The organism is Variovorax paradoxus, from assembly GCF_029919115.1.
Lineage (GTDB): Bacteria > Pseudomonadota > Gammaproteobacteria > Burkholderiales > Burkholderiaceae_C > Variovorax > Variovorax paradoxus_O.
Genome location: NZ_CP123990.1, coordinates 3,977,068 through 3,996,757, shown reverse-complemented (window position 1 = coordinate 3,996,757; position 19,690 = coordinate 3,977,068). Strand labels below are relative to the sequence as shown.

20 protein-coding genes are annotated in these 19,690 nt (G+C 67.6%); 14 read left to right on the top strand and 6 right to left on the bottom strand.

Features of this window, described 5'->3' with window-relative positions:
• Positions 1–90 precede the first annotated feature (90 nt).
• Entirely contained in the window at positions 91–1,284 is a 1,194-nt protein-coding gene (locus QHG62_RS19295; RefSeq protein ID WP_281147250.1) for a phosphoglycerate kinase, read from the top strand.
• 84 nt (positions 1,285–1,368) lie between these two features.
• Entirely contained in the window at positions 1,369–2,817 is a 1,449-nt protein-coding gene (pyk, locus tag QHG62_RS19290; protein WP_281147248.1) for a pyruvate kinase, read from the top strand.
• 6 nt (positions 2,818–2,823) lie between these two features.
• Here the strand turns inward: pyk and QHG62_RS19285 are convergent, their stop codons facing one another.
• A complete protein-coding gene (locus tag QHG62_RS19285; protein ID WP_281147246.1) occupies positions 2,824–3,840 on the bottom strand; it encodes a 1-aminocyclopropane-1-carboxylate deaminase in 1,017 nt (338 codons plus the stop codon).
• Between the two features lie 134 nt (positions 3,841–3,974).
• Between QHG62_RS19285 and QHG62_RS19280 the strand changes: the two genes are divergently transcribed.
• The 3 genes from QHG62_RS19280 (at position 3,975) to QHG62_RS19270 (ending at position 6,688) form a co-directional block, all read left to right on the top strand.
• A complete protein-coding gene (locus tag QHG62_RS19280; protein WP_281147245.1) occupies positions 3,975–4,484 on the top strand; it encodes an Lrp/AsnC family transcriptional regulator in 510 nt (169 codons plus the stop codon).
• A gap of 134 nt (positions 4,485–4,618) precedes the next feature.
• Positions 4,619–5,683 (top strand): class II fructose-bisphosphate aldolase, encoded by a 1,065-nt coding sequence (gene fba, locus QHG62_RS19275; protein WP_258502908.1) that lies wholly within the window; start codon positions 4,619–4,621, stop codon positions 5,681–5,683.
• Between the two features lie 99 nt (positions 5,684–5,782).
• Positions 5,783–6,688 carry a phosphoribosylaminoimidazolesuccinocarboxamide synthase gene (locus QHG62_RS19270; RefSeq protein ID WP_258502906.1) on the top strand — a complete coding sequence of 302 codons (906 nt, stop codon included), beginning with the start codon at positions 5,783–5,785 and terminating at the stop codon, positions 6,686–6,688.
• 41 nt (positions 6,689–6,729) lie between these two features.
• Here QHG62_RS19270 and QHG62_RS19265 read toward each other — a convergent pair whose 3' ends face one another.
• Both QHG62_RS19265 and QHG62_RS19260 read right to left on the bottom strand, forming a co-directional pair.
• Positions 6,730–7,182 carry an META domain-containing protein gene (locus tag QHG62_RS19265; protein ID WP_281147242.1) on the bottom strand — a complete coding sequence of 151 codons (453 nt, stop codon included), beginning with the start codon at positions 7,180–7,182 and terminating at the stop codon, positions 6,730–6,732.
• Positions 7,183–7,335: 153 nt separating this feature from the next.
• The gene (locus QHG62_RS19260; RefSeq protein ID WP_281147240.1) at positions 7,336–8,256 is read right to left on the bottom strand and encodes a tetratricopeptide repeat protein; all 921 of its coding nucleotides are present in this window, start codon (positions 8,254–8,256) and stop codon (positions 7,336–7,338) included.
• A 36-nt stretch (positions 8,257–8,292) separates the two neighbouring features.
• On the opposite strand from QHG62_RS19260, the gene purE reads away from it, so the two are divergent.
• The 3 genes from purE to QHG62_RS19245 are packed head-to-tail and all read left to right on the top strand — an operon-like array spanning position 8,293 to position 11,032.
• The gene (gene purE / locus QHG62_RS19255; RefSeq protein ID WP_281147238.1) at positions 8,293–8,844 is read left to right on the top strand and encodes a 5-(carboxyamino)imidazole ribonucleotide mutase; all 552 of its coding nucleotides are present in this window, start codon (positions 8,293–8,295) and stop codon (positions 8,842–8,844) included.
• On the top strand, positions 8,841–10,034 hold the full coding sequence (locus QHG62_RS19250; protein WP_281147236.1) for a 5-(carboxyamino)imidazole ribonucleotide synthase: 1,194 nt from the start codon (positions 8,841–8,843) through the stop codon (positions 10,032–10,034). The genes purE and QHG62_RS19250 overlap by 4 nt, the downstream gene beginning before the upstream one ends.
• On the top strand, positions 10,031–11,032 hold the full coding sequence (locus tag QHG62_RS19245) for an L-threonylcarbamoyladenylate synthase (protein WP_281147234.1): 1,002 nt from the start codon (positions 10,031–10,033) through the stop codon (positions 11,030–11,032). Before QHG62_RS19250 ends, QHG62_RS19245 begins: the two co-directional genes overlap by 4 nt.
• A gap of 10 nt (positions 11,033–11,042) precedes the next feature.
• On the opposite strand, the gene QHG62_RS19240 is transcribed toward QHG62_RS19245, so the two are convergent.
• The 3 genes from QHG62_RS19240 to QHG62_RS19230 all read right to left on the bottom strand — a co-directional run bounded on the left by QHG62_RS19240 (position 11,043) and on the right by QHG62_RS19230 (position 14,828).
• A complete protein-coding gene (locus QHG62_RS19240) occupies positions 11,043–12,653 on the bottom strand; it encodes an alpha/beta hydrolase family protein (protein ID WP_281147232.1) in 1,611 nt (536 codons plus the stop codon).
• Positions 12,654–12,793: 140 nt separating this feature from the next.
• A complete protein-coding gene (gene dacB, locus QHG62_RS19235; protein WP_281147230.1) occupies positions 12,794–14,233 on the bottom strand; it encodes a D-alanyl-D-alanine carboxypeptidase/D-alanyl-D-alanine endopeptidase in 1,440 nt (479 codons plus the stop codon).
• A gap of 7 nt (positions 14,234–14,240) precedes the next feature.
• On the bottom strand, positions 14,241–14,828 hold the full coding sequence (locus tag QHG62_RS19230) for a GDP-mannose pyrophosphatase (protein ID WP_281147228.1): 588 nt from the start codon (positions 14,826–14,828) through the stop codon (positions 14,241–14,243).
• An 80-nt stretch (positions 14,829–14,908) separates the two neighbouring features.
• On the opposite strand from QHG62_RS19230, the gene QHG62_RS19225 reads away from it, so the two are divergent.
• The 6 genes from QHG62_RS19225 (at position 14,909) to pyrF (ending at position 19,681) form a co-directional block, all read left to right on the top strand.
• Positions 14,909–15,673, top strand: a complete 765-nt coding sequence (locus tag QHG62_RS19225) for a DeoR/GlpR family DNA-binding transcription regulator (protein ID WP_281147227.1) — start codon at positions 14,909–14,911, stop codon at positions 15,671–15,673.
• 66 nt (positions 15,674–15,739) lie between these two features.
• Entirely contained in the window at positions 15,740–16,765 is a 1,026-nt protein-coding gene (locus QHG62_RS19220; RefSeq protein ID WP_281147226.1) for a DMT family transporter, read from the top strand.
• Complete coding sequence (gene tsaB / locus QHG62_RS19215) at positions 16,758–17,474, top strand: tRNA (adenosine(37)-N6)-threonylcarbamoyltransferase complex dimerization subunit type 1 TsaB (RefSeq protein ID WP_281147225.1); 717 nt, start codon at positions 16,758–16,760, stop codon at positions 17,472–17,474. Before QHG62_RS19220 ends, tsaB begins: the two co-directional genes overlap by 8 nt.
• A gap of 7 nt (positions 17,475–17,481) precedes the next feature.
• Positions 17,482–18,024 (top strand): ribosomal protein S18-alanine N-acetyltransferase, encoded by a 543-nt coding sequence (gene rimI, locus QHG62_RS19210; protein WP_281147224.1) that lies wholly within the window; start codon positions 17,482–17,484, stop codon positions 18,022–18,024.
• Positions 18,021–18,845 (top strand): uracil-DNA glycosylase family protein, encoded by an 825-nt coding sequence (locus QHG62_RS19205; protein WP_281147223.1) that lies wholly within the window; start codon positions 18,021–18,023, stop codon positions 18,843–18,845. Before rimI ends, QHG62_RS19205 begins: the two co-directional genes overlap by 4 nt.
• Before the next feature lie 11 nt (positions 18,846–18,856).
• The gene (gene pyrF, locus QHG62_RS19200; protein WP_281147221.1) at positions 18,857–19,681 is read left to right on the top strand and encodes an orotidine-5'-phosphate decarboxylase; all 825 of its coding nucleotides are present in this window, start codon (positions 18,857–18,859) and stop codon (positions 19,679–19,681) included.
• The last annotated feature ends 9 nt before the right edge of the window (positions 19,682–19,690 follow it).

Below are 19,690 nucleotides of genomic sequence, written 5' to 3'. Positions count from 1 at the left end.
AAAGCATCGGAACGCCGCAAGAGGCGTGTAGAGCTGCCGCTGAGCGAAACCTACAATGCAAGGCGACTTGTCTTCCACGAAACACAGACCATGAACGTCATTCGATTCACCGACCTCTGCGCGCAGGGCAAGGCCGCCGGCCAGCGCGTCTTCATCCGTGCCGACCTCAACGTGCCGCAGGACGACGCAGGCAACATCACCGAAGACACGCGCATTCGCGCCTCGGTGCCCTGCATCCAGCTGGCGCTCGACGCTGGCGCCGCCGTCATGGTCACCTCGCACCTGGGCCGCCCGACCGAAGGCGAGTTCAAGCCCGAAGACTCGCTTGCCCCCGTGGCCAAGCGACTGGGCGAGCTGCTGGGCCGCGAGGTTCCGGTGGTCGCCAATTGGGTCGACGGCGTCGATGTGAAGCCCGGCCAGGTCGTGCTGCTCGAGAACTGCCGCGTCAACAAGGGCGAGAAGAAGAACGACGAAGCGCTGGCCCGCAAGCTCGCAGCGCTCACCGACATCTACGTGAACGACGCCTTCGGTACCGCGCACCGCGCCGAAGCCACCACCTACGGCATTGCGCAGTTCGCCAAGGTGGCCGCGGCCGGCCCGCTGCTTGCCGCCGAACTCGATGCCATTTCGAAGGCGCTGGCCCTGCCCAAGCGGCCGCTGGTGGCCATCGTGGCCGGTTCCAAGGTGAGCACCAAGCTCACCATCCTCAAGAGCCTGTCGGCCAATGTCGACCAGCTGATCGTCGGCGGCGGCATCGCCAACACCTTCATGCTCGCGGCGGGTCTCAAGATCGGCAAGTCGCTGGCCGAGCCCGACCTCGTCGACCAGGCCAAGGAAGTGATCGAATCCATGCGCGCACGCGGCGCCGACGTGCCGATTCCGGTGGACGTGGTCACGGCCAAGACCTTTGCGGCCGACGCGCCCGCCACGGTAAAAGACGCGAGCAACGTGGCCGATGACGACCTGATCCTGGACATCGGTCCGAAGACCGCCGAGATCCTTTCGGCGCAACTGCGCGAAGCCGGCACCATCGTCTGGAACGGCCCGGTGGGCGTGTTCGAGTTCGACGCCTTCGCGGGCGGCACCAAGGCCATTGCGCAGGCCATTGCCGAGAGCAGCGCCTTCTCGATCGCAGGCGGCGGCGACACGCTCGCGGCCATTGCCAAGTACGGCATCGAGAAGCAGGTCGGCTACATCTCGACCGGCGGCGGCGCCTTCCTCGAGGTGCTCGAGGGCAAGACCCTCCCGGCCTTCGAAATTCTTGCCAAGCGTGCCGCAGGCTGATTTTTCGCGCCCGCGCCGCGGTGCCCGCTTCCTGTTGTCACACAAAGTGTATACAGTAGCGGATACAAAATGGAGACAAGCTCAATGATCACGGATCGCCTTCCCCGCCACGCCACCAAGATCGTCGCCACGCTCGGCCCGGCTTCCAATACGCCCGAGCTGCTGGAGCAGATGATCCTGAACAAGGTCAGCGTGGTCCGGCTCAACTTCAGCCACGGCACCGCGCAGGACCACATCGACCGCGCCGCCATGGTGCGCGAAGCCGCCCGCAAGATCGGCCGCGAGGTGGCGATCATGGCCGACCTGCAAGGCCCCAAGATCCGCGTCGGCAAGTTCGCGCAGGGAAAGGTCTGGCTCGAGCCGGGCGCCAAGTTCGTGCTCGACGCCTCGCGCACCGAGCCGGGCGACGCCGATGCCGTCGGCCTCGACTACAAGGACCTGCCGCGCGACGTGCGCCCCGGCGACAGGCTGCTGCTGAACGACGGCCTCATCGTGCTCACGGTCGACGCTGTGCGGGGCGAGGCGGTTCACACCACCGTCAAGCTGGGCGGCGAGCTCTCCAACAACAAGGGCATCAACAAGCAGGGCGGCGGCCTCACGGCGCCGGCGCTTACCGCCAAGGACATGGAAGACATCAAGACTGCCATGAGCTTCCAGGCCGACTACGTGGCGGTGAGCTTTCCCAAGAACGCCACCGACATGGAAATGGCGCGCCAACTGTGCAACGTGGCCGCGGCCGAATACGGGCACAAACCCGGACTCATCGCCAAGATCGAACGCGCCGAAGCCATTCCCAAGCTCGAAGAAATCCTGCGCGCGAGCGACGGCATCATGGTGGCGCGCGGCGACCTGGCGGTTGAAGTCGGCAACGCCGCTGTGCCCGCCTTGCAGAAAAAAATGATCCGCATGGCGCGCGACATGGACAAGGTGGTGATCACCGCGACCCAGATGATGGAGTCGATGATCACCAACCCCGTGCCCACCCGCGCCGAGGTGAGCGACGTGGCCAACGCCGTGCTCGACGGCACCGATGCCGTGATGCTCTCGGCCGAAACTGCTTCTGGCCGCTACCCGCTCGAAACCGTGCAGGAGATGAGCCGCATCTGCGAAGCCGCCGAATCGGCCGAGGACCAGACGCTCGACGCCGACTTCAGCGGCAAGACCTACAGCCGCATCGACCAGTCGATTGCCATGGGCGCACTGTTCACCGCCCACCACCTGGGCGCCAAGGCGATCGTGGCGCTCACCGAGTCGGGCTCCACGCCGCTGTGGATGAGCCGCCACCGCGCGCACATTCCGATGTACGCGCTGACCTCGCGCCTTGCCACGCAGCGCCGCATGGCGCTCTACCGCAACGTGCGCCCGCTGCTGATGGATTCCGAGAGCGACCGCGACACCGCGCTCGAGCAGGCCGAAGCCCACCTGAAGAAGCGCGGCATCGTGCAGACCGGCGACGTCTACGCCATTACCTGCGGCGAGCCGATGGGTGCCCCGGGCGGCACCAACATGCTGAAGATCTGCCGCGCGAGCTGAGTTCGCTCAGCCGTTGCGGAACAGGAAGCTGTAGGCGTTCAGCGCAGGCACGCCGCCCAGGTGCGCGTACAGCACCTTCGAACCCGCCGGGAATTCGCCCAGGCGCACCTTCTCGATCATCCCGTGCATCGACTTGCCCTCGTACACGGGGTCGGTCAGCATGCCTTCGAGGCGCGCGCAGAGGCGAATCGCTTCCAGCGTGCCTTCGTTGGGCAGGCCGTATTCGGGGCCGCCGAAGCGGCGGTCGAGCACCACGTCCTTGTCGGTGATGTCGCGGCCCAGCTCGACCAGTTCGGCCGTGCCCTTGGCAATGCGCACGATCTGCTCGAAGGTCTGCTGCGGCTTGGCCGAGGCGTCGATGCCGATCACGCGGTCGGCGCGCCCATCGGCCGCAAAGCCCACCACCATGCCGGCCTGCGTGCTGCCTGTGACCGAGCAAGTCACGATGTAGTCGAACTTGAAGCCCAGCTCGGCCTCCTGCTGCCGCACTTCTTCAGCGAACCCCACGAAACCCAGGCCGCCGCGCGGATGCTCCGAGCAGCCGGCGGGAATGGGAAAGGGCTTGCCGCCGCCCTTGCGGACATCGTTCATGGCCTCTTCCCAGCTCTTGCGAATGCCGATGTCGAAGCCCGCGGCATCGAGCCGCACGTCGGCGCCCATGATGCGTGACATCTCGATGTTGCCGACCCGGTCGTACACCGCGTCGGAATAGTTGACCCAGTTCTCCTGCACCAGCACGCACTTCAGGCCCAGGTGCGCGGCCACGGCCGCCACCTGCCGGGTCTGGTTCGACTGGATGCCGCCGATCGACACCAGCGTGTCGTAGCCGCCCTCGAGCGCCTCGGGGATCAGGTACTCGAGCTTGCGCGTCTTGTTGCCGCCGAAGGCCAGGCCGCTGTTGCAGTCCTCGCGCTTGGCGTAGAGCTCGACCTCGCCGCCCAGGTGGGCGCTCAGGCGCTTGAGCGCGTGAATCGGCGTTGGGCCGAAGGTGAGTGCGTGGCGGGGGAATTTCTTGAGATTCATCGGTGCTGCTCCAGAAAAGGATGCATCGATGGTAGGAAGAAGCCGCCGAAACGTGCTTGCAAACTTAGGTGGAATTTCGGCGTTAAAAAAGACAAGATCGCGCAATCAGAGATTTTTGGTTCGCCAGGATAAAGATGAGCACAACAAAGTTGCGTGCCACGCCGGCACAGGCGGCCGAGGCGGCGGCAGAGCTCGACCGCACCGATCGCGCCATTCTTCGCGCCCTGCAGCGCGACGCCTCGGTGTCGAACGTGGCGCTGGCGGCCAAGGTCAACTTGAGCGCGCCCGCCTGCCTGCGCCGCGTGGAGCGGCTCAAGGCCGCCGGGCTCATCAAGGGCATCGTGGCGTTGCTCGATGCCGACGCGCTCGAACTCGGCATGCTGGTGATGATCGGCGTGGTGCTCGACCGCTCCACGCCCGATTCCTTTGCCGACTTCGAAAAGGCCGCGCAAAAGGTGTCGGGCTGCCTCGAATGCCACGTGGTCACGGGCGAGTTCGACTACTTCATGCTCGTGCGCACGCGCGACAACGACAGCTTCAACCGGCTGCATGCGGAGCAGCTGCTGTATTTGCCGGGCGTGCGGCAGATCCGGACTTTCGTGGTGCTCAAGCAGGTCTTGTCGACCACGCAACTGCCGATCTAGGGGCGCGCGCCACGACACGGCTCGTCCCTGGAGGTACCTGTCAGTGCCGTCCCACAAGGGGGCTCGATAGAATTGCGGCAGTTTTCTCCTGTCTTTCCGCCTTCTTTTTCCCCTATATCCGCGAGGTATTTCCCATGGCACTCGTCTCGATGCGCGAACTGCTGGACCACGCAGCCGCCAACGGCTACGGCATTCCGGCCTTCAACGTCAACAACCTCGAACAGGTCCAGGCCGTGATGGAGGCCGCCAAGGAAACCGGCGCGCCCGTCATCCTGCAGGCCAGCGCCGGTGCCCGCAAATACGCCGGTGAGGCCTTCATCAAGCACCTGATCCAGGCCGCGATCGAGCAGTACCCGAACATTCCGCTGGTCATGCACCAGGACCACGGCCAGAGCCCGGCCATCTGCCAGGGCGCCATCGACCTCGGGTTCTCCTCCGTGATGATGGACGGCTCGCTGCATGAAGACGGCAAGACGCCCGCCTCCTTCGACTACAACGTCGACGTGACCCGCAAGGTGGTGCAGCTGGCACACAAGGTCGGCGTCACGGTCGAAGGCGAGCTGGGCTGCCTGGGTTCGCTCGAGACCGGCATGGCCGGCGAGGAAGACGGCATTGGCGCCGAAGGCGTGCTCGACCACTCCGCGCTGCTTACCGACCCCGAAGAAGCCGCCCAGTTCGTGAAGGCCACGCAGCTCGACGCGCTGGCCATTGCCATCGGCACCAGCCACGGCGCCTACAAGTTCACCCGCAAGCCCACGGGCGACATCCTGTCGATTTCGCGCGTGAAGGAAATCCACGCTCGCCTGCCCAACACCCACCTGGTGATGCACGGCTCGTCGTCGGTGCCGCAAGACCTGCTCGAGATCATCCGCAAGTACGGCGGCAACATGAAGGAAACCTACGGCGTGCCCGTCGAGGAAATCCAGGAAGCCATCAAGTACGGCGTGCGCAAGATCAACATCGACACCGACATCCGCCTGGCCATGACCGGCGCGGTGCGCAAGTTCCTGGCCGAGAACCCCGAGAAGTTCGATGCCCGCGAATGGCTCAAGCCCGCGCGCGAAGCCGCCAAGCAGATCTGCAAGCAGCGCTACATCGAGTTCGGCTGCGAAGGCCAGGGCGCCAAGATCAAGGGCGAGACGCTGCAAGTGGTTGCTGCCAAGTACGCCAAGGGCGAGCTCGCGCAAGAAGTGGTCTGAAGAAACTTTTTCCGCGATTCGCAGGCCACCGTTCGCGGTGGCTTTTTTCTGCGCGCACAATCCGTTTTCCCGTCACCCGTTTCCGTACAGCATCGCCCCATGACCACCGTCCACACCTCCTCCATCCAGAGCCTGCCCCTGCTTGCGCGCGGCAAGGTGCGCGACAACTACGCCGTTGGCGAAGACCGCATCCTGATGGTCGCGAGCGACCGGCTCAGCGCCTTCGACGTGATCATGGGCGAGCCGATTCCGGGCAAGGGCGAAATCCTCACGCAAATGGCGCTGTGGTGGTTCGAACGGCTTGGCCAGCTGTGTCCCAACCACCTGACGGGCGAAGCGCCCGAAAGCGTGGTCACGGCCGAAGAAGTGCCGCAGGTCACCGGCCGATCGATGCTGGTCAAGCGCCTGACGCCGATTCCGGTCGAGGCCGTGGTGCGCGGCTACCTGGCCGGCAGCGGCTGGAAGGAATACCAGGAAAGCCGCTCCGTGTGCGGCGTTCCGCTGCCCGAAGGGCTCACCAACGCGAGCAAGCTGCCGCGCCCGATTTTCACGCCCGCCGCCAAGGCCGCGGCCGGCGAGCACGACGAGAACATCAGCTATGACCGCGTGGTCGAGATCGTCGGTCCCAAGCTGGCGCAGCAGATTCGCGAGACCAGCCTCGAGATCTACGAAACCGCCGCGCAGATCGCTCTCACCAAGGGAATGATCATTGCCGACACCAAGTTCGAGTTTGGCCTGGACGAGGCCGGCACGCTGGTGCTGATGGACGAAGTGCTCACGCCCGACAGCTCGCGCTACTGGCCGGTCGAGGGCTACCAGGCCGCACTGGCTGCGGGCGCCAATCCGCCGAGCTACGACAAGCAGTTTGTGCGCGACTGGCTCGAAGCCACCAAGATCAACGGCAAGCCCTGGGACAAGACGCCGCCCGCGCCGCGCCTGCCGGCCGAAGTCATCGAGAAGACCGCGGCCAAGTACCGGGAAGCGCTGGAGCGCCTCACCGGCTGAACCGGCTGCCCCTCTTTGACGAGGTAGCCTTGGCGGCTATCTCAGCGGTTTCCTGAACTCAGCGTCGCCACTGTCCGCCCGCTCGCATCGAGCAGCGCCAGCCGGCCGGGGCCGGCCAGCCTGTAAGTGGCGGTGGTCTGCAGCGCAGAGATGAATTGCGCTTCGTTGGCGCCGCGCACCGGGTCGGTGCAGGCCATGCGGGTAGAGGCCAGCTGGCCGATGGTCAGGGCGCTGCCGCTGCGCGTGAACGATCCCGACACGCGGTTGCAGCCGCCCGAACCGCTGACGCGGCCGCTGCTGCGATCGAACTGAATTTGCGCGTCGCCGCCGGGCGCCACGGGCTCGTTGCCCAGTTGAGCGAGGCGCCACACCGGCCCCTCGATCGGCTCGTCCAGGCTGATGCCGCTGCCGCAACCGGACAGCGCGGCTCCCAGGACGGCGGCCGCGAAAACGGGGAGCGCGGGGCGGGCGCAATGGCGGGCGAGGAAACGCATGGCCGGTTTTTCCTTCTCAATTGCAACAAGTTGAATCGCCGCCAATCGTATTCGACGGCGCACAGGCCCGCCAATGCCGCGCCTTGTCAGCCTCACTCAGAGCCCTTCGCACAATAAAAAAGCGACTCTCAAGTCGCTTTTTTATCTAGTTGCTCAGCTCAACACCACGCTGCTGAGCCGGCGGCGATATGTGGCCACCAGCGGATCGTCCGGCGGAATCTGCCCGTCGGCCACTTTCACCTTCGGCGGCTCGATGAGATCGAGGATGGCGATGTAGGTCTTGCGCGCGAGTTCTTCGTTCCAGCTCTTGTCGCGCATCAATATTTCGAGCAGTTCGTCCATGGCGTCGGTCCAGCGCTGCTCGGCCATCAGCAGGCGGGCGCGGCCGAAACGGGCGTCGAAGTCGCGCTTGCCGGCTGCGATCTTGCTGTCGAAATCGGTCAGCGAGGGCGCGGCTCCGGAAACCGGCGCCGCAAAATCGATGGCGTCCATCCAGCGCTGCAGCGAATCGAAGCGGCGCACCAGCGTGGTCTTGGCGATGACGGGGGCAAAAGCCACCTTGGCATCGTCGACGCGGCCCTGCTGCAGCAGCAGCTTGATGTAGTCGAAGCGCGCATCGTCGTTGGCCGGGTCGGTGGCCACCGCATGCTGCAGCCGCTCGAGCGCGCCTTCGGTGTCGCCCTCGGCCAGCGCTTCCTGGGCCGCCGCCTCTTCCGAAGCCGCCTCGACCTCTTCGGCGCCGGGCACGTGCTTGTCGAGGAATTCGCGGATCTTGTCGGCCGGAATGGCGCCGACGAAGCCGTCCACAGGCTGGCCGTCCTTGAACATCACGCAGAACGGAATGCTGCGCACGCCGAACATTTCGGACAGCTGCGACGAAATCTGCGGCACCTTGTCGGCGTCGAGCTTGGCCAGCGTGAAGCGGCCGGCGTACTCGGCTTCGAGCTTTTCGAGCACCGGGCCGAGCTGTTTGCAGGGGCCGCACCATTCGGCCCAGATGTCCAGCAGCACCGGCGTGGCGACCGAGCCTTCGATCAGTTCGGCCTGAAAATTTTCGAGAGTGATGTCGATCATCGGAACCAGCTGGGGGTGAAACGTAAAATTGAAACCATGAACGAAACCATTCAGGTCGGTGTAGTGATGGGCTCGAGCTCCGATTGGGAGACGATGCGCAACGCGGTCGAGATTCTCCAGCAATTCGGAATCAAGCACGAAGCGAAGGTGGTCTCGGCCCACCGGATGCCCGATGCGCTCTTCGCGTACGCCGAAAGCGCCGCCGGGCGCGGGCTCAGCGCAATCATCGCGGGTGCGGGCGGTGCGGCCCACCTGCCGGGCATGCTGGCCTCCAAGACCACCGTGCCAGTGCTGGGCGTGCCGGTGGCCAGCCGCCACCTGCAGGGGGTGGATTCGCTCTACAGCATCGTGCAGATGCCCAAGGGCGTTCCGGTGGCGACCTTTGCCATCGGCAATGCGGGGGCCGCCAATGCGGCCCTTTTCGCGGTGGCGATGCTGGCGGTGAATGACCCGGCGCTGCGCGCCCGGCTCGACGCCTTCCGCACCGCGCAAACCGCTGCGGCCGTGGCCATGACGCTGCCGCCGCCTCCAGCGGCGGAGGCGGGCGCCGTCTCGCCTTTTTCGCCGCAAGGCGGGGGTGCCCTGTGAGCAAGAACGACCTTCCCATTCTTCCGGGTGCCACGCTCGGCGTGCTCGGCGGCGGCCAGCTGGGCCGCATGTTCGCCCACGCTGCCCAGCGCATGGGCTATTTCACGGCGGTGCTCGACCCCGACGCCGACAGCCCGGCCGGCCGCGTGAGCCATCACCACATCCATACCGACTACGCCGACGTCGACGGCCTGGCACGGCTCGCGGGCCTGGCCGACGCGGTGACGACAGAGTTCGAGAACGTGCCCGCGCCGTCGCTCGACAAGCTGTCCGTCGCCCGGCCCGTGGCGCCCGACGCGGCCGCCATTGCCATCGCGCAGGACCGCATTGCCGAAAAGGCCCATTTCACGCGCTGCGGCGTGGCGTGCGCGCCGTACGCCATCATCGAGACGGCGGCGCAGCTGGCCGCCGGCGAGGACGGGCTCCTGCCCGGCATTCTCAAGACCGCCCGCCTCGGCTACGACGGCAAGGGACAGCAGCGCGTGTCCACCCGGGCCGAGCTGATCGATGCCTGGCAGGCTGCGGGTTGCGTGCCGTGCGTGCTCGAAAAGCTGCTGCCGCTCGAGTTCGAATGCTCGGTCATCGTGGCGCGCGGCCGCGACGGGCAGATCGTGCACTTTCCGCCCCAGCGCAACCTGCATCGCGACGGCATCCTGGCGGTGACCGAGGTGCATCCGCAGAACATGCCCAAGACGGTGGCGCAGGCCGCCATCAACTCGGCAAAGAGCATTGCGACCGGGCTGAACTACGTGGGCGTGCTGTGCGTCGAGTTCTTCGCGCTGGCCGACGGCTCGCTGGTGGTGAACGAAATGGCACCCCGGCCGCACAACAGCGGCCACTACACCATGGAAGCATGCGACGTGTCGCAGTTCGAACTGCAGGTGCGCACCCTTGCCGGTTTGCCGCTGGCCGCACCGCGGCAGCACAGCCCGGCAATCATGCTGAACCTGCTGGGCGACCTGTGGTTCACCGCCGAGGGCGGCGACAAGCCGACGGCGCCGCGCTGGAGCGAGGTGCTCGCGCTGCCGGGCGCCCACCTGCACCTCTACGGCAAGGTCGAACCGCGACGCGGCCGCAAGATGGGCCATATCACCTTCACCGGCGCCACGCTTGAAAGCGTGCGTGCTGCGGCATCGCAAGCCGCCGTCCTGCTCGGCCTGCCGGCGCTTACGGCGGCCGACTTCGCATGATTCTCGACGGCCAGTCTCCCCAGGCCATTGCCGAGGCCGCGCGCGTGCTGCGCGCGGGCGGGTTGGTCGCGTTCCCGACCGAAACCGTCTATGGCCTGGGCGCCGATGCCACCAGCGACATGGCGGTGGCCGGCATCTTCAAGGCAAAGGGGAGGCCTTCGGACCATCCGCTGATCGTTCATGTGGCGGCGGGCATCAAGGGCACAGAGGCGCTGTCGCGCTTTGCGCAGCCGCTTCCGCCTTTCGCGCAAAAGCTGGTGCAAGCCTTCTGGCCCGGCCCGCTGACGCTGATCGTCACGCGCCAGCCCGGTGTCGCGGCAGCGGCGGCCGGCGGGCAGGACACCATCGGCCTGCGCTGCCCCTCGCATCCGGTGGCGCAGGCGTTGCTAGAAGCCTGCGCCGAGCAGGGCGTACCCGGTCTTGCGGGGCCCAGCGCCAACCGGTTCGGCCGCGTGAGCCCGACCACGGCGCAGCATGTGTTCGATGAATTCGGCGATTCGCTGCCGGTGGTCGACGGCGGCGCCTGCGAGGTGGGCATCGAGTCGACCATCATCGACTGCAGCCGCGGCGCGCCCGTGCTGCTGCGGCCGGGCCTGATCACGCGCGCGCAGGTCGAGGCAGCGCTGGGCGAGCGCCTGAGCGACCGCGAGGTGCTCGAAACGCCCGATCCGCGCGCCCCGGGCACGCTGGAGGCGCACTATGCCCCCAACGCCAAGCTGCGGCTGATGGATGCCAAGGCTATCCAGACCGGGCTCGACGTGCTCGGTGCCGGCGCTGCGAACATCGCGGTGTGGACGCGCGCCGGGGTGCGCAGCCATTCGCAGCGCGTGCTGCAGCGGCGCATGCCCGACGACGCAGCGGCCAGCGCGCACCAGCTGTTCGCGGTGCTGCGCGAATTCGACGCGCAGGGCGTCAAGCTGATCTGGGTCGAGACGCCGCCAGACACGCCCGAGTGGGAAGGCGTACGCGACCGCCTTCAACGCGCGTCGATGGGCTGACCCTCAAGGGTCAGCCGCCGGCGGCCAGCACGCCCTGGAAGAAGCCGCGCGCCGAAGCCAGGCAGAACGGCGGCGCCAGCGTGCCGTGATAGGCCAGCGTGACCGCCCGCGCCTTGTCGGCATCGCTGCCCGAAGTGTTCTGCGCCAGGGTGCTCTTGGCCTGCGCAAACCCGGCCCGCGCAGCGGAATAGGCGTCGGTGGTGGCGTTGTCTTCCAGGTCGACCACGGTCAGCGCTGCGGCGGGTATGCCCCGGGCCCGGAAATAGCCGGCGGTGGCGCGGGTGCTCAGGAAGTTGACCGTCGGATCGTTGGCGCCGCCGCACATGAGCACGGGCCGGGTCGGCAGCCAGTTGCGCAGGTCGTTGGCGCGTGCCGCCTTTCTGAAGCCCACGGCCGGCCGGCAATCGAGCGGCGAGGTCGTGCTGAACGAAGCAGGCGTGGGAGGCAGCGCATTGCCGGGACAGGGGTTGGCCTGGATGTCGCTGGCCGCCTGCGTCAGGTAGCTCTGGCGAATCAGGTTGTTGGCGCCGTAGAAGATCGACAGGTCGGGGCTCACCGGCCCCGGCGTGGCGCCTGCCGGAAAGAGCGCCAGCTGAGGCAGCTTTCCATTGGCAAAAAGCGTGGTGATCGGCGTCAGGCTCGGCAGCAGGGTGTCGATGCCGGCGGCGTACTGCGATTCATAGATGTCGCCGGTATTGCCGTACACGTCGCCGAACTGCTGTTGCCAGCTGGCCGAGAGCAGCGGCACGAAGAGCGTGCTGCCCAGCGCCGGCCAGCCCTGGAAGGTGTAGTCCGCCAAAAGGCCGATGGCCGACGGCGCAGAAAGCGGCGCCGACGCGGTCACCGGCTTGCCCGTGGCCTGCATCTCGCGGTGCGCCGCCATGGCCACGTAGCCGCCCTGCGAATAGCCGGTGATCAGCAATGAGCCCGCATCGGTCGCGTTGATCTCCGAGAAGGTCTTGCGCGCTGCGGTGAGCGCATCGACCATGTCCTTGCCCTGCTGGTCGCCGTTGAGGTACGGGTGATAGGGAAGCGTCGACTTGTCGTAGCCCGCGTAGTTGGGCGCCACCACGATGTAGCCCTGCGCCGCAAACATGGCGGCAACGGTCAGGCCTTCGCCGGCTGCGGGCTGGCCGGCTTCGGTCCACTTGGCGATGTTGAAGTTGCGCGCGGCGGTGGTGCCGTGGGCATACAGGACCACAGGACGTGCGCCGCTGCAGGCCACATCCGAGCCGGTCGGCACCATGACCGCGGCCGTGGCGTTGGTGGCTTCGTTCTTGCCGCCGATGGTCCGGTATTCGAGGTAGCGCGTCTCGATGCCGCATTTGGGCGTGCCGGTCACCTGGAGCAGCGCCCTGCCGGAAGCATCGGCCTCCAGAAGCGACTTGAGCTGGTCCGCGCTCAGCTTGGACGCCTGCTCGGGCGGGGTCGTCACGACCGAACCCCGGCCTGTGTCCGACGCGGGCGGCGGAAAGCCGATCCCGATGCCGCCTCCGCCACCGCCACCGCCGCCACCTCCTCCGCCGCAGGCTGCCAGCAACAGCGCAGCGCCGGCAAGCGCCGCCGATGCCACGGCCTTCTTGTGCGCCGGGGCGGGGGATGGTTGTTGCGGTGTCTTCAAGGCATATCTCCTGTGTTGCACGGGTGTCGAGCCGAACGGGCGTTCGATTCTGTGCAGTGCCCTGGTCGCGCGCAAGCGGCCATTACCTACAGAAGTTTTCAGTACAGCGGGCAGGCAACCAAGCGGCCAGGCGCCCGGGCCTAGTTGTCCTGGTACGCCCAGTCGACCAGCGCGTCGAATGCAGCGCGCGCAGCGCCCGCGTTCTCGCCGTTGGCAATGGCCACCAGCACGTAGCGCCGCCCGCTCGCGCCATGCACATAGCCCGCCACGCCTGACGAGTCTCGCAGCGTGCCCGTCTTCAGGTGGGCCGCGCCGCCCGAGCGCAGCGCGCGCCGCTTGAGCGTGCCGTCCACGCCCGAGGCCGGCAGCGACGACACCAGCTCGGGCATGACCGGCGAGCGCCACGCCACCTGCAGCATCTTGCCCAGCGCCGCGGCGCTGATGCGCTCTTCGCGCGAAAGGCCCGAGCCGTTGTCGAACACCGGCTGTGCCTCGCCCGTGCCGATGCGATCGCGCCACCACTGGCCCAGCGCGTTGCGCGAGGCCTCGAACGTGCCGCGGTTCTTTTGCGCAAGACCCAAGGTGAGGAACACTTGTTGCGCCATCACGTTGTTGCTGTACTTGTTGATGTCGCGAACCACTTCCGCCAGCGGCGGCGAGGCGAATTCGAACACCGGCTTCAGGCCCGGCGGCACTCGGCCGTCGCGCATCTGCCCGCCGACGCGGCCGCCCATTTCGGCCCACATGCCGCCCACGGCGCGCAGGCCGTAGGTGCGCGGGTCGGCATAGGCCACGGCCCAGCTCTTCTCGCCGCACGCGGCCGGAAGACCGCCATTGAAGCGAATGCGGTTCGGGTCGCTGAAATCGGGCCTGATTGCCGTGCGCCAGTCACCGCATTCGCCGGGCGCGAGTGCGATGGTGGGCTGCATGGACACGCTGGCGAGCGGGGGCTCGTAGTTGATGCGCGCCAGCTGCCCGCCGCGCTCGGGCGTGAAGGTCATGTTGACCGACTTGAAGTTGACCAGCAGCGCGTCGGGCGAGGCGTTGTAGGGACGCAGCGGCTCGCCGTCGAAGGCGGCCGGGTCGTTCTCGGCCGTGTTCTCGAAGGTGCTGCGGTCCAGCACGATGTCGCCGCTCACGGTGGTAATGCCCAGGCCCTGCACGCGGCGCAGCAGCAGCCACACCCGTTCGAGCACCAGCTTGGGATCGCCCTGGCCCTTGATGTACAGGTTGCCGTTGAGCACGCCGTTGCTCACCGTGCCGTCGACGTAGACCGGTGTGTTCCAGCTGTAGGCCGGGCCGAGCAGGTCGAGCGCGGCGTAGGTGGTGACCACCTTCATGATCGATGCCGGGTTCACCGGCACCTGCGAGCGCCACGCCAAGCGCGGCGGGCGCAGGCCTTCAGCGTCGGCCACCAGCATGGTTACCGAATCGCGCGGCACCTTGGCGCGCGCGAGGGCCGTCTCCACTTCGGCCGGAAAGGCTTGCTGCGCGTAGGCGCCGGAGGCAAAAAACGCGGCCAGCACGGAAAGAGACAGCGCGCAGACGGGCCGGAGGAAGGAGAGACGAGGAAGAACCATCGGCCGATTATCTCGGCGGAAAAACATGCAGCTGCGCGTGGTACAGCAGCATGACGGTCTTGGCATCGGCAATGCGCCCGTCCGCCACCATGGCCAGCGCCTCGTCGATACCGAGTTCGAGCACCTCGATGTCCTCACCCTCGTCGGCCAGGCCGCCGCCATCGCCCACGCGCATCGAAGGCTCGTATTCGGCAACGAAGAAGTGCAGCTTCTCGGTCACCGAGCCCGGGCTCATGAAGGCTTCGAAGACCTTCTGCACTGCGCCCAGCCGCAAGCCCAGCTCTTCTTCCACCTCGGCACGTATGCGTTCTTCGGGCGCGGCATTGTCGAGCAGGCCTGCGGCCGCTTCGATCAGCAGGTCGTCGTGGCCGTTCACGAAGGCGGGGTAGCGGAACTGCCGCGTCAGCAGCACTGTGCGCCGCGCCAGGTTGTAGGGGAGCAGCGTGGCGCCGTTGCCGCGGTCATAGGTTTCGCGGTGCATGCGCTGCCACTCGCCGTCGTTCCGCCGCCAGTCGAACGCGGTGGTCTTCAGCGTGTACCAGTTGTCGGAAAGCAGGGTGACTTCGTGCACCCGGACGCGGTCTTGAAGGGTCATGGTGCATGAGCTTATGCGCAAATTCATGCATAAACAAGAAAAGTCGTGCAATACCCGGCTTGGCCGGATACGATCGGAAGATGCTCACCCGCCAGCGCAAACAACACATCCTCTCGGTCCTGCAGCGCGACGGCAATGTCGTCGCGAAGTCGCTCAGCGAGGAGCTCGCGCTGTCGGAAGACACCATCCGCCGCGACCTGCGCGAGCTCGCCGCCGAAGGCCTGCTGCAACGCGTGCACGGCGGTGCGCTGCCGCTTGCCAGGGCCGAGGCCGACTTTGCGGGCCGCCTGCAGCTGGCAACCGCCGAAAAGGTGGCCATCGGCCGTGCCGCAGCACGCCTGGTGCAGCCGGGACAGGTGGTGTTCATTGACGGCGGCACCACGGCCGTGCAGATGGCGCGGCACTTGCCCAAGAACCTGCGCGCCACGGTGGTGACGCACAGCCCCTCGGTGGCGGTCGAGTTGGCCGGCCACGCCGGCGTCGAGGTGGTGCTGGTCGGCGGACGGCTTTTCAGGCATTCGATGGTGGCGGTGGGCGCCGTGGCCATGGACGCCATCTCGCGCATCCATGCCGACACATTCTTCATGGGCGTGACCGGCGTGCAGGCCGAAGCCGGGCTGACCACCGGCGACGACGAGGAGGCCGCGATCAAGCGCGCGCTCATGGCGGCGGCGGCCGAGACGGTGGTGCTGGCTTCTTCGGAAAAAATCGGTGCTGCTTCGGCCTGGGTGATCAATCCGGTTTCCGCCGCCACCAGCCTGCTGGTGTCTCCGGAGGCGCCGGCCCCGGCGCTGGCGGCGCTGCGCAAGGCGGGGCTGGCCATCCTGCGCAGCGGCGACGCCTGACGGGCGCGTTCACGCCTGATTCGCCCCTTGCCGGCGGGACTCCGGCGGGCCCTCGATAATCGGGGGATGCCTGCCAAGCCCCGTTTTTCGCCCCGCACCCTCGGCATTGGTGCGGCCGTGGTCACCGTGCTGGTCTGGACCGCTTTCATCGTGATCGCCCGGGCCTCGGCCGGACGCTCGCTCACACCTTTCGACCTGGCCCTGGCCCGCATCTGCGGCGCCAGCATGGTGCTGGTTCCCTGGGGCGCCTGGCTGGTCATGAAGAGCCGCCGCCATCCCGGCAGCGGCGCCGTCTCGTCGCTGTTCGGCCTTTCGCCGCTCTCGCTGCGGGTGACTGCCACCGCCGGCGTTTTCGGCGGCCTGGCCTACGCCATGCTCGCCTACAGCGGCTTCTTCTTTGCGCCCGCGGGCCATGCCTCGGTGCTGATGCCGGGCAGCCTGCCGCTGTGGACCACGCTGCTCGCGGCCCTGGTGCTGCGCGACCGCATCACGCCCGGCCGTGCGTTCGGCCTGGCGCTGATCGTTGCCGGCGACCTCATGGTCGGCGGGCGCAGCCTGCTGCACGCCTTCGAGGGCGGTGAGGTCTGGAAGGGCGACCTGCTTTTCATGGGCGCGGCCTTCTGCTGGGCCTGCTACAGCGTGGTGGCGCGCCGCCATGGGCTCGACGCGGTGCGTGCGACCATTGCCATCACCGTGTTCGCGCTGCTGACCTATGTGCCCGTTTACAGCCTGCTGGTGGCAGGCGGCGCGGTCGCGAGCCACATCGGTTCTGCGCCATGGGGCGAAGTGGCCTTTCAGATGGTGTTCCAGGGCATCGGCTCGGTGGTGATCTCGGGCATTACCTTCACGAAGATGATTCAATATTTCGGGCCGGTGCGCAGCACCATGATCACCGCGCTGGTGCCCGGCCTTTCGGCCTTCGGCGCGGTCATCTGGCTGGACGAGCCGCTGTACTGGAACCTGATCGCCGGCCTGCTGCTGGTGACTGCCGGCATCCTGTTTGGCGTGCAGAAAGCGGCCGGAGCGCGCAACACCGCGATGCGCGCCGTCCCCGCTGTTCCGGCCGCAGCCATGGGGCGCCGCGATGCATAAGCTCCTGGCCTTCGACACCAGCACCGAACACCTGTCGGTCGCGGTGCGCCACGGCGAGCGCCTGTTCACGCACAGCGGCGTGGGCGGCGCGCAGGCGTCGAGCACGCTGATCCCGCTCATCCTGCAACTGCTGGCCGATGCGGGGCTCGAACTGGCCGCGCTCGACGCCATCGTCTTCGGCCGCGGACCGGGCTCGTTCACGGGCTTGCGCACCGCCTGCTCGGTGGCACAGGGCCTGGCCTTCGGCTCCGGCGTGCCGCTGCTGCCGGTCGACACCCTGCTGGCCGTGGCCGAGGAAGCGCGCCACGCCTTCGGCGCCCGCCAGGTGGTTGCGGTGCTCGACGCGCGCATGGACCAGCTGTATGCCGCCCGCTACGACTTCGAAGGCGGCGGCGAACTCGGCGCGCTGCAGGGCAACGACAACGAACCGCTGCTGCTTGCCCCCGAAGCGCTGCAAGTGCCCGCCGGCTGGTCGCTCGCTGGCAATGCCTTTGCCGCCTACGGGGCGCGCCTGGCGCCGGCCGCCGCGCGCCACGAGGTGCTGCCGGCCGCCACCGCCATGCTCCGGCTTGCGCCGGCGCTGCTGGCTGCCGGACGCACGGTAGATGCGGCACATGCCTGGCCGCTGTATGTTCGCGATAAAGTGGCGCAAACCACGGAAGAGCGCGCCGCCATCAAGGCGGCCGCAGTTGCGATTTCGCCAGTGTGACCCACCCATGAGTGCCGTTCTCCAACCCGTAGAGGCCCGCCTCGAACCGCTCACCATCGAGCGGCTCGATGCTGTCTGCGCGGTGGAGCAGACGGCCTACAGCCATCCCTGGACGCGAGCTAATTTCATCGATTCCATGGCCGTCGGCTATCACTGCCAGTGCCTGCTTGCGCCGGTATCGTTGCCGCACCTCGCCACGCCCGTCACCAGCCTCGGCGAAACGCTGATCGGCTATTTCGTGGCCATGAAGGGCGTCGACGAGGTGCATCTGCTCAACATCACCGTGGCGCCGGCGTTCCAGCGCCAGGGTTGGGCGCCGTTGATGCTCGAGGCGCTGACCGGATGGTCGCGCGGCGAAGGCGCCCAGTGGCTGTGGCTCGAGGTGCGCCAAAGCAACCAGCGCGCGCTCGACATCTACGTGCGCCAGGGGTTTCGCAGCGTCGGCGTGCGCAAGGGCTATTACCCGGCGCACGAAGGCAAGCGCGAAGATGCCGTGGTCATGAGCCTGAGATTGAACGAAACAGGCTCCGCCTGGGGAGCCTTGCGATGAGTGCGGTACAGACACTGAAGCTCGATACGCGCCAGCGCGCGATGCTCGACGAAATGGGCGTGAAGGTCTGGTGGCCGATGCCCGAGGCCGTCGAGGCGCCCGCCGCTGCTGTGGAGGCCAAGGCGGTTGCCGCGGAGCCGCCGCCCGTCGATGAGCCCGAGCCTTACGCCGAAGCGCCCGCGGCGCCTGTTGCGCCGCCTGTGAATGCACCGGCCGCGCGGCCCGCCATGGCGCAACCGCCGGTGGCGCGGCCCGCTGCCGCAGCACCGCTTGCCCACGGCACCGCCGTGCTGGTCGAAACGCCCCGCCGCCTCTACGCTGAATCCGGAACCGGGCCGGCGCAAGGGGGGTGGCTGGTCGTCGCCGATATGCCCCCAGAAGCCGACGGCCGCCATGGCGAACCCTTTGCGGGCGACGCCGGCAAGCTGCTCGACAACATGCTGCGCGCCCTCAAGCTGCACGACGGCAAGACGCCGGTGCACCTGATGCGCACGCACCGCGGCGTGGCCGCCGGACAGCCCGGCAGTCCGCGTCCCATGGCCGAGGCGTTCGAGGAACATGCCGCCGCATTGGCGCCCACCCTTGTGCTCGCCATGGGGCCGCTGGCCGCCCAAAGCCTGATGCAAAGCACCGATCCGCTCGGCAAGCTGCGCGGCCGGGCCGTGCCGCTGCACTCGGTCAACGGCGTGCCAGTGGTGGCCACCTACCACCCCGCGTACCTGCTGCGAAACCCCGCCGACAAGGCGCGCGCCTGGGCCGACTTGTGCCTGGCTGCCGACCAGCAAACGCCATCGAATCAGGCGGCGGCCGGCGGTCCGTAAAATCGGGCCCCATGACTTTCCTCGACAAGCTGGCCACCGCACAGCAAAAAAACGGTTCGTTGCTCTGCGTGGGGCTCGATCCGGAGCCAGCCAAGTTCCCGGGGCAACTCAAGGGCGACGCAAGCCGCATCTATGACTTTTGCGCGCGCATCGTCGATGCGACGGCCGACCTGGTCATCGCCTTCAAGCCGCAGATCGCCTACTTCGCGGCTCACCGCGCCGAAGCCCAGCTGGAGCAGCTCATGGAGCACATGCGCCGCAACGCGCCCCATGTGCCAGTCATCCTGGACGCCAAGCGCGGCGACATCGGCTCCACTGCCGAGCAGTACGCCATCGAGGCATTCGAGCGCTACGGCGCCGACGCGGTCACGCTGTCGCCCTTCATGGGCTTCGACTCGGTGGCGCCGTACCTCAAGCACGAAGGCAAGGGCGCCTTTCTGCTGTGCCGCACCAGCAACCCCGGGGGCTCCGACCTGCAGGGCCAGCGGCTGGCGGACATCGAGGGCCAGCCGTTCCTCTACGAGCACGTCGCCAAGCTCGCGCAAGGCCCGTGGAACCTCAACGGGCAACTCGGCCTCGTGGTGGGCGCCACCTACCCGGCCGAGATCGAACGCGTGCGCGAACTCGCGCCCACGGTGCCGCTGCTGATTCCCGGTGTTGGGGCCCAGGGCGGCGATGCGGTGGCCACGGTGCGCGCCGGCTGGCGCGCCGATGCACCGATCATCGTGAACTCGTCGCGCGCCATCATCTACGCCTCGTCGGGCGACGACTTCGCCGAGGCGGCCCAAAAGGCCGCGCGCATTACGCGCGACGCGCTCGAAGCCGCCAAGCCCTGAAACCCTGAG

Excerpts from the sequence above, each read along its gene's own strand:
- QHG62_RS19220 (WP_281147226.1), top strand. The coding sequence starts at position 15,740 with ATGCCTGCCAAGCCCCGTTTTTCGCCCCGCACCCTCGGCATTGGTGCG.
- QHG62_RS19230 (WP_281147228.1), bottom strand. The coding sequence starts at position 14,828 with ATGACCCTTCAAGACCGCGTCCGGGTGCACGAAGTCACCCTGCTTTCC.
- QHG62_RS19295 (WP_281147250.1), top strand. The coding sequence starts at position 91 with ATGAACGTCATTCGATTCACCGACCTCTGCGCGCAGGGCAAGGCCGCC.
- QHG62_RS19225 (WP_281147227.1), top strand. The coding sequence starts at position 14,909 with ATGCTCACCCGCCAGCGCAAACAACACATCCTCTCGGTCCTGCAGCGC.
- pyrF (WP_281147221.1), top strand. The coding sequence starts at position 18,857 with ATGACTTTCCTCGACAAGCTGGCCACCGCACAGCAAAAAAACGGTTCG.
- QHG62_RS19265 (WP_281147242.1), bottom strand. The coding sequence starts at position 7,182 with ATGCGTTTCCTCGCCCGCCATTGCGCCCGCCCCGCGCTCCCCGTTTTC.
- QHG62_RS19270 (WP_258502906.1), top strand. The coding sequence starts at position 5,783 with ATGACCACCGTCCACACCTCCTCCATCCAGAGCCTGCCCCTGCTTGCG.
- QHG62_RS19260 (WP_281147240.1), bottom strand. The coding sequence starts at position 8,256 with ATGATCGACATCACTCTCGAAAATTTTCAGGCCGAACTGATCGAAGGC.
- rimI (WP_281147224.1), top strand. The coding sequence starts at position 17,482 with ATGAGTGCCGTTCTCCAACCCGTAGAGGCCCGCCTCGAACCGCTCACC.
- QHG62_RS19280 (WP_281147245.1), top strand. The coding sequence starts at position 3,975 with ATGAGCACAACAAAGTTGCGTGCCACGCCGGCACAGGCGGCCGAGGCG.
- pyk (WP_281147248.1), top strand. The coding sequence starts at position 1,369 with ATGATCACGGATCGCCTTCCCCGCCACGCCACCAAGATCGTCGCCACG.
- QHG62_RS19285 (WP_281147246.1), bottom strand. The coding sequence starts at position 3,840 with ATGAATCTCAAGAAATTCCCCCGCCACGCACTCACCTTCGGCCCAACG.
- purE (WP_281147238.1), top strand. The coding sequence starts at position 8,293 with ATGAACGAAACCATTCAGGTCGGTGTAGTGATGGGCTCGAGCTCCGAT.
- dacB (WP_281147230.1), bottom strand. The coding sequence starts at position 14,233 with ATGGTTCTTCCTCGTCTCTCCTTCCTCCGGCCCGTCTGCGCGCTGTCT.
- QHG62_RS19245 (WP_281147234.1), top strand. The coding sequence starts at position 10,031 with ATGATTCTCGACGGCCAGTCTCCCCAGGCCATTGCCGAGGCCGCGCGC.
- QHG62_RS19205 (WP_281147223.1), top strand. The coding sequence starts at position 18,021 with ATGAGTGCGGTACAGACACTGAAGCTCGATACGCGCCAGCGCGCGATG.
- tsaB (WP_281147225.1), top strand. The coding sequence starts at position 16,758 with ATGCATAAGCTCCTGGCCTTCGACACCAGCACCGAACACCTGTCGGTC.
- fba (WP_258502908.1), top strand. The coding sequence starts at position 4,619 with ATGGCACTCGTCTCGATGCGCGAACTGCTGGACCACGCAGCCGCCAAC.